This window comes from Mitsuaria sp. TWR114 (assembly GCF_007997345.1).
This window is the reverse complement of sequence record NZ_VOSR01000775.1, coordinates 1-898: the sequence shown is the minus strand read 5'-3', so window position 1 is coordinate 898 and position 898 is coordinate 1. Positions and strand designations below refer to the sequence as shown.

At 72.7% G+C, this 898-nt stretch carries 1 pseudogene; it reads right to left on the bottom strand.

Annotated elements, in window-relative coordinates:
* Positions 1-898, bottom strand: a pseudogene (locus FUT87_RS24000) (PQQ-binding-like beta-propeller repeat protein); the annotation flags it as partial.

Below are 898 nucleotides of genomic sequence, written 5' to 3'. Positions count from 1 at the left end.
GGGCAGTGTTGAGCACCAGGAGGGCATCCATGGACCAGGAAAGCGACCTGAAACCAGCAGGCCCGGCGCCCGCGCCGCGGGGCCGGCCGTCGCGGCGGTCGAGCACGAACAGCTCGCCCTGCTTGGTCGGCTGCACCAGCGCCGGCACCCGGGCGCGCGCACCGTCAGGTCCACCAGCACCGGCTGCGCGGGCACGTCGTAATCCCACAGGTCGTGGTGGACCGTCTGGAAGACCCAGCGCAGTTTGCCGGTCGCCAGGTCGAGCGCCACCACCGAGGACGAATGCCGCTCCACCGCCGCCGAGCGCTTGCCGCCCCACTGGTCGGGCGGCTGGTTGCCCATCGGCAGGTAGACCAGGCCGAGGTCCTCGTCCACGCTGGCCACCGACCAGCTGTTGGGCGAGTTGGCCGTGTAGGTCTGTCCGGCCGGCAGCGGCGCGGTCGCATCCGGGTTGGCCGAGTCCCAGTTCCAGACCAGCGCGCCGGTCTCGATGTCGTAGGCGCGGATCACGCCGGACTGTTCCTTGACCGACGCGTTGTCCAGCACCGTGCCGCCGACGATCACCAGCCGCCGCGTGACGACCACCGGCGAGGTCGAGTAGTACGCGCCCGGCTTGGCGTTGGGCATGCCGGCCCACAGGTCGACCGCGCCCTGCCGGCCGAAAGCGGGGCAAGGCTTGCCGGAGGCGGGATCCAGCGCGATCAGGCGCGCGTCGGCCGTCGGCATGAAGAGCTTGGCCGCGCAGGCCGGTGCCTGCGCGCCGGCGGCGGCCATCGGATCGGGCGGCGGCTGGTAGGACAGGCCCCGGCAGGTCAGGTGCTGCAGCGCGAGTTCACCGCGCACCTGCGGATCGAAGCGCCAGAGCTCGCGGCCCGTCGTCGCGTCCAGCGCCAGCACC